General features: G+C 67.3%; 7 protein-coding genes. 1 reads left to right on the top strand and 6 read right to left on the bottom strand.

Translation table 11 applies throughout. The features are described 5' to 3' along the window. From LXM94_RS25380 to LXM94_RS25360, 5 genes are all read right to left on the bottom strand, one after another. The coding region (locus LXM94_RS25380; RefSeq protein WP_235774609.1) for an AMP-binding protein at positions 1-647 on the bottom strand (647 nt) is incomplete at its 3' end. Positions 648-652: 5 nt separating this feature from the next. Beyond that, the gene (locus tag LXM94_RS25375) at positions 653-1,216 is read right to left on the bottom strand and encodes a biotin transporter BioY (RefSeq protein ID WP_235774608.1); all 564 of its coding nucleotides are present in this window, start codon (positions 1,214-1,216) and stop codon (positions 653-655) included. 31 nt (positions 1,217-1,247) lie between these two features. After that, positions 1,248-1,853, bottom strand: a complete 606-nt coding sequence (locus tag LXM94_RS25370) for an energy-coupling factor transporter transmembrane component T family protein (RefSeq protein ID WP_235774607.1) — start codon at positions 1,851-1,853, stop codon at positions 1,248-1,250. Next, positions 1,847-2,527: an energy-coupling factor ABC transporter ATP-binding protein gene (locus LXM94_RS25365; RefSeq protein ID WP_235774606.1), complete on the bottom strand. Its 681-nt coding sequence runs from the start codon at positions 2,525-2,527 to the stop codon at positions 1,847-1,849. Before LXM94_RS25365 ends, LXM94_RS25370 begins: the two co-directional genes overlap by 7 nt. Before the next feature lie 114 nt (positions 2,528-2,641). Next, positions 2,642-3,001, bottom strand: a complete 360-nt coding sequence (locus LXM94_RS25360) for a hypothetical protein (RefSeq protein ID WP_235774605.1) — start codon at positions 2,999-3,001, stop codon at positions 2,642-2,644. Positions 3,002-3,179: 178 nt separating this feature from the next. Here LXM94_RS25360 and LXM94_RS25355 point away from each other — a divergent pair, with 178 nt between their 5' ends. Next, positions 3,180-4,370: a winged helix-turn-helix domain-containing protein gene (locus tag LXM94_RS25355; RefSeq protein WP_235774604.1), complete on the top strand. Its 1,191-nt coding sequence runs from the start codon at positions 3,180-3,182 to the stop codon at positions 4,368-4,370. 9 nt (positions 4,371-4,379) lie between these two features. Here the strand turns inward: LXM94_RS25355 and LXM94_RS25350 are convergent, their stop codons facing one another. Beyond that, the gene (locus LXM94_RS25350; protein WP_235774602.1) at positions 4,380-5,342 is read right to left on the bottom strand and encodes a hypothetical protein; all 963 of its coding nucleotides are present in this window, start codon (positions 5,340-5,342) and stop codon (positions 4,380-4,382) included. Positions 5,343-5,450: the final 108 nt, after the last annotated feature.

Below are 5,450 nucleotides of genomic sequence, written 5' to 3'. Positions count from 1 at the left end.
AATTCGCCGCCCGCCGCGAGCGTCTCGGTCATCGCATAGAGCGCGAGGCCGTGGGCGAGCGGTCCCGGCGAAAAGGTCGTGCTCGCCGCGTCGATGCCGAAGAAGCCGGCGCCTGTCACGAGGCTTTGCCGCCAGGAGCGGCGGTCGCGGATGATCGGCTTCGGGTCGGCGGTCGTACCGGAGGTAAAGACCACCAGGAAGGGGGCTGCGCCGTCGCCTTCGGGAAGACGGGTGCCGGAGGCTCCGGACGCGCGGCTGAAGCGTTCCGTGCCCGTCCCCGACTGCAGCAGAAGGTCGTCGTCCTCGGCCCGGATCGTCACGTCCGGTGCGAGTGCCGCGAGCATGCGCCGGCGCGTCGCCTGCGGCAGGCCGGGATCGATCAGCGCCGCGCAGTTGATGCCGGCCGACGCCGCCGCGAAGGCGGCCGGGAAGAGCGGATGATTGCCGGTCTCGATCGCCACCAGGCGCGCAGCCGCGCCGATGCGGCTTGCCGATGCGGCGGCGGGGGAAAGCCGCTCCAGCACCTCGAACAGGGCGGATGCCAGCGCCGCCAACTGTCCGTAGGTGAGAAGCCCGGGCCCGATCCGGAATGCGGCAGCATCCGGACGGGCGTCGGCCTGCGCCAGGACGGCGTGCGTCAGCGGCACGGCGTTCAGGCGCGGTGCGGCAGCAGCGGATAGCCGGCGAGCACGGCGCGGCCGGCAAGCATGGCAACGAAGGCCTTGATGAGGTCGCCCGGCAGGAAGACCAGCGAGGCGATCACGGTTTCGACGAAGGCCTTGCCGCTCATATAGGCAAGCCACGGCATGCCGAAGAGATAGACCACGCCGATACCGCCTGCGACTGCCGCGGCGAGAAACGAGAGAAACTGGGCAAGTTCACTCTGCTGCTCGCTCACCAGCCGCTCGGCGATCAGGCCACAGACATAGGCGCCGGCAACCCAGCCGACGAGATAGCCTGCGGAAGGTCCGGCGAAAACCGCAAGCCCGCCGCGGCCGCCGGAAAGCACCGGAAGGCCGATGGCAACGAGCAGCAGCACGAGAAGGCAGGCGAGCGCGCCGCGCTTCGCGCCGAGGATGCAGCCTGCGAGCATGACGCCCATGGACTGCGCCGTGATCGGCACCGGAATGAAGCCGAGCGTGATCGGCGGCAACACGCCGAGAACCACGATGATCGCGGCGAAGAGCGCGATGAGTACGATGTCCCTGGTCGTCATTCGGATGAGTCCCCGTTTGGATAATGCCGGGTTAATGCCGCCGAAAGCCGCGTGCGTCAATCGCCATGGCGATCGTGTCCGCATCCTTCAGCGTCAGGATGATCAGCGGGACGAGCATCGTCAGCGCCCGCACCCTGAGGCCGCGCGCCCGATGCGCGTCGCGAATGTCGCGGTAGCGGTCGAAGATTTCCGGCACGAAGCGGATGACGAGGCCGACCGCGAGGCTGATGTCGGCGGCGCGCACCAGCCCCAGCGTCTCCAGCGGCCGCGCGGCGCGCGTCACCTCGTCCATGAAGGCGGAGATGCCCGTCGTCGCGGTGATGGCGGCGGCAAGAAAAACGAGTGCCGTCAGCCGCATGAAGACGGCGAACGCCTCCGCCGCCGAATGGAACAGGTAGTTCGCGCCCGCGAGGATCAAAATCGTGAACAGCACGAACCGCGTCCGCCGGAAGGCCTCTGCAAGCCCTATCCCCGTCGAGGCATAGAGCAGCGCGGCGAGCAGCAGTGCCGGGCCGAGCAGGACCAGGCTGGAGGTGAGGAAAAGTCCGATTGCGGCGGAGAAGAGCGCAATGAGCTTCGCGCGTGCCGGCATCCGGTGCAGCGGCGTACGGCCTTCGATGTCGAGCCCGGTCAGCATGCGGCGAGTTCCCGATAGGCGGCGACGGCCTGCGCGCCTTCGCCGTCGGCGGCGAGCCTTCCCGCGTGGAAGACGAGCACGCGCTCGAAGTGTTCGACGAGCGCGAGGTCGTGGGTGATGACGATCGCCTGTTCCGGCAGGTCGAGGATCGTGCGCTCGATCAGGGCGCGATTCTTGAGGTCGAGCTGGTTCGTGGGCTCGTCGAGGATCAGGGTCTCGGGACCGGTGACGAGCACGCTGGCGATCGCGGCGAGCTGTGTCTCGCCGCCGGAAAGCTCATGCACCCGCCGCCGCGCCAGATGCGCGATGCCGAACCGGTCGAGGATCGCCGTCGTCCGCGCTTCGATCTCCGCCTTGCCGAGACCGCGGTTCTTCAGCCCGAAGGCGATGTCTTCGGCAAGGATCGGCAGGATCATCTGGTGCTGCGGGTTCTGGAAGATGAAGCCCACCTTGCCGCGCGCATATTCCGCGTCGCCGACCGTGTCGCGTCCGTCCACGGTGACAGTGCCGGCCGTCGGGCGGACGAGGCCGTTGACGAGGCGGGCGAAGGTGGTCTTTCCGGACCCGTTGAGCCCGATGACGCCGATGCGCCGCTCGCGCAGCGTGGCCGTCAGCGGGTGGAGGGCAGGGCGTCCGGCAAAATCGACCGCCGCCCCGGTAAACACGATATCCAACAGTCTCTCTCCGGTCTCGCGCCCTCTATAGACCAGCGGAACCGCGTTTGGAAACAGCGAGATGGCCGGCGCGCCGAATGTTGGCCGGCCGTTCGGCCGCGTCGCCGGTCGGCTTCAGATGCCGGGGCGCATGGAGACGGTATGCCACGACGGCGCTGCGCCGGGTGCCCGGATCAGCCCGTGACCGCCGGTGGCAGCCCGAATGTCGCGGGCACCGATGCCACGTGCCTGCTCGCTCGGTTTCGCACCGGCGCGCATCGCGGTCTTCCGCTTGTTTCCGGCCGCCGCCCGGGCGCCCGACTTGCAGGCCTTGCCCGTGCATTTCTTGCTGCGCGGCTGTTTCGCGAGTTCCCGGAGCATCAAGCCGCCGATGCCCGCCACCATCATCGAACCCATGTTTTTCCGGCCGGCGAAGGCGGTGGCAGGCGGCATCGCAAGGCAGAGCGCCAGAAGCAGTGTCGTGATCGTTTTCATAGAGTTCCCCAACCCCTTTGTTCGATGAACCCGTTTTAATTGAAAACTGCTGAAATACCGTTTTAGCTTTTCCTAAAATCTTATCGACCGTCGCTTGCGTCGGGGAATTGTTCGCACAATCCGATTTTGTTCCTGTTTTGATCTGGAAACCCGCCGGCGAATCTCTATGCTCTTCGCCATGACGATTCTGCTGACAAACACAGAGGCACGCCGCATCTTCCTCCTGAAGCAGGGGCTTGCGGGCCATCCGGGCCGGGCGCTCGGCAAGGCGGGGCTTCTCGATCTCATCCACGACATCGGCTTCGTGCAGGTCGACAGCATCGCGACCGTCGAGCGGGCGCACCACCAGATCCTGTTTTCCCGCAACCAGACCTACCGCCGCGAGGATCTGGCGGCGCTGCTGGAAAAGGACGGCGAGCTCTTCGAAAACTGGACGCACGACGCCTCCATCATCCCGAGCAGCTTCTACCGCTACTGGAAGCACAAGTTCCGACGCGAGGAGGCGTCGATCGTCGAGCGCTGGCGCAAGTGGCGCGGCGAAGGGTTCGAGGCGGCCTTCGACGAGACCTACGCGCGGATCGCGAGCGGTGGTGCGGTCCTGTCGCGGGAACTCAAGGCCGATGGCCACACGTCCGGCGGCTGGTGGAACTGGCATCCGAACAAGACGGCGCTCGAATATCTCTGGCGCACCGGAAAGGTGGCGATCGCCCGCCGCGAGAATTTCCAGAAGGTCTACGATCTCGTCGAACGCGTCCTGCCGGAACATCATCACGCACCGGATGTCGAGCACGATGCCTTCGTCGACTGGGCCTGCCGCAGCGCGCTGGAGCGGCTCGGCTTCGCCACCCATGGCGAGATCGCCGCCTTCTGGGACCTGGTGTCGCCCGACGAGGCGAAGGCCTGGGTGGAGGCGCATCGCGACGAGTTGCGTCCCGTCCTCGTCGGCGCCGTCGACGGCAAGCCGCGCGCCTCGCACGCCTTCGCCGACTTCCCCGAGCGGCTCGGCGACATTCCCGAGCCGCCGGCACGGCTCCGCGTTCTCTCGCCCTTCGATCCGCTGATCCGCGACCGCAACCGCGCGGAGCGGCTCTTCGGCTTCTTCTACCGCATCGAGATCTTCGTGCCCGAGCCGAAGCGGCAATATGGCTATTACGTCTTTCCGCTGCTCGAAGGCGACCGGCTGGTCGGCCGCATCGACATGAAGGCGGACCGCAAGGCCGGTCTGCTGGAGGTCAGGCGACTCTGGCTGGAGCCCGGCGTGCGGGCCTCGGCCGGCCGGATGGAGAGGCTCGAAGCGGAACTCGGCCGCGTTGCGAAGTTCGCCGGCGTCGCGGCGGTTCGGTATCTGGACGGCTGGAAACCCGGCTGAGATTTCGCCCTATTGCGCCGCCGCCGGCCGGCCCCCGAAGGACTGCACGGCCTTGTCCCTGATTTCGCGGAACCTCGCCGAGGTGCCGGCGAGCTTGGCGTCCCATTCGGGATCGGGCTGCTGGCCGGCGATGGTGCGGAAATAGACCTCCATCAGCGCGGCGATGGCGAAGGGCTCCAGCACGGCGGCCTTGAAGGCCCAGGCGAAGACGAGTGCGACAAGGAAGGCAAGGCCGGCGGCCTCGCCCGGAAAAAGATAGACGAGGGCCGCGGCCGGCGAGAGCGCCAGCAGGAAGACGGCGATCGCCAGCAGCCACAGGAAGGCGGCGAGCCAGACGGCGTTCTTCACCATCGTCAGCCCGTTCTGGGCGTAGAGCACGAGCCCGTGGCGCGAGGAGTCCCAGGCATTCGTGCTCGCCGTGCGGATGTTGTAGCCAAGGATGATCTCGTCGACATGGGTGAGCGAAAGCCGGACGACCGTGTTTGCGAAACGTGCCAGCCCGTCGAGCCCCGGGATCGGCAGGAAGGCGGCAACGCCGCCGATGAGGCCGGTGATCGCGGCGATCGCGCCCTTGATGAGCTGGTCGAGCACGAAGAGCGTGTTGGCTTCGGCGAAGCGGGCCGCGACGATCTCCCGCCCGAAGGCGACCTGCCCCTTGCCGCCGGGCAGCGGCTCGCCGTCGATCAGCTTGACGATGACTGCGACATGGGCGGCCTTGACCATGTAGAGCAGCCATTCACGCGCCCAGTAGACCGCGCCGGCGACGAGCGCGAAGCCGATGACGCCACCGCCGACCGCGAAGCCCGCCGGATCGCCGCCGAGGTTTCCGACGCCGTAGCCGATGCCGGCGCCCGTGCCCGTCGCGAGAAGGAAGGCGAGCGTCACGGTGAAATAGATCGCCATGCGCAGCAGGATGAAGGGGAGGGTCTTCGCAAGGATGCCGATCGTCTTTCCGATGCTGAAGTCCCACATGCCTTCGCTCCTTAAAACCGCAGTTGCTTTCGCAGGCGCCGCCACGCCATCAGCAGCCGCTTGGCCGAGCTCGCGACGATCAGCGAGGGGCTGGTCGCCCGCGCCTTG

It is taken from the genome of Rhizobium alarense, from assembly GCF_021555155.1.
Taxonomy (GTDB): Bacteria; Pseudomonadota; Alphaproteobacteria; order Rhizobiales; family Rhizobiaceae; genus Rhizobium_D; species Rhizobium_D alarense.
The sequence above is the reverse complement of the archived record's forward strand: the minus strand, read 5'-3'. Positions and strand labels throughout refer to the sequence as shown.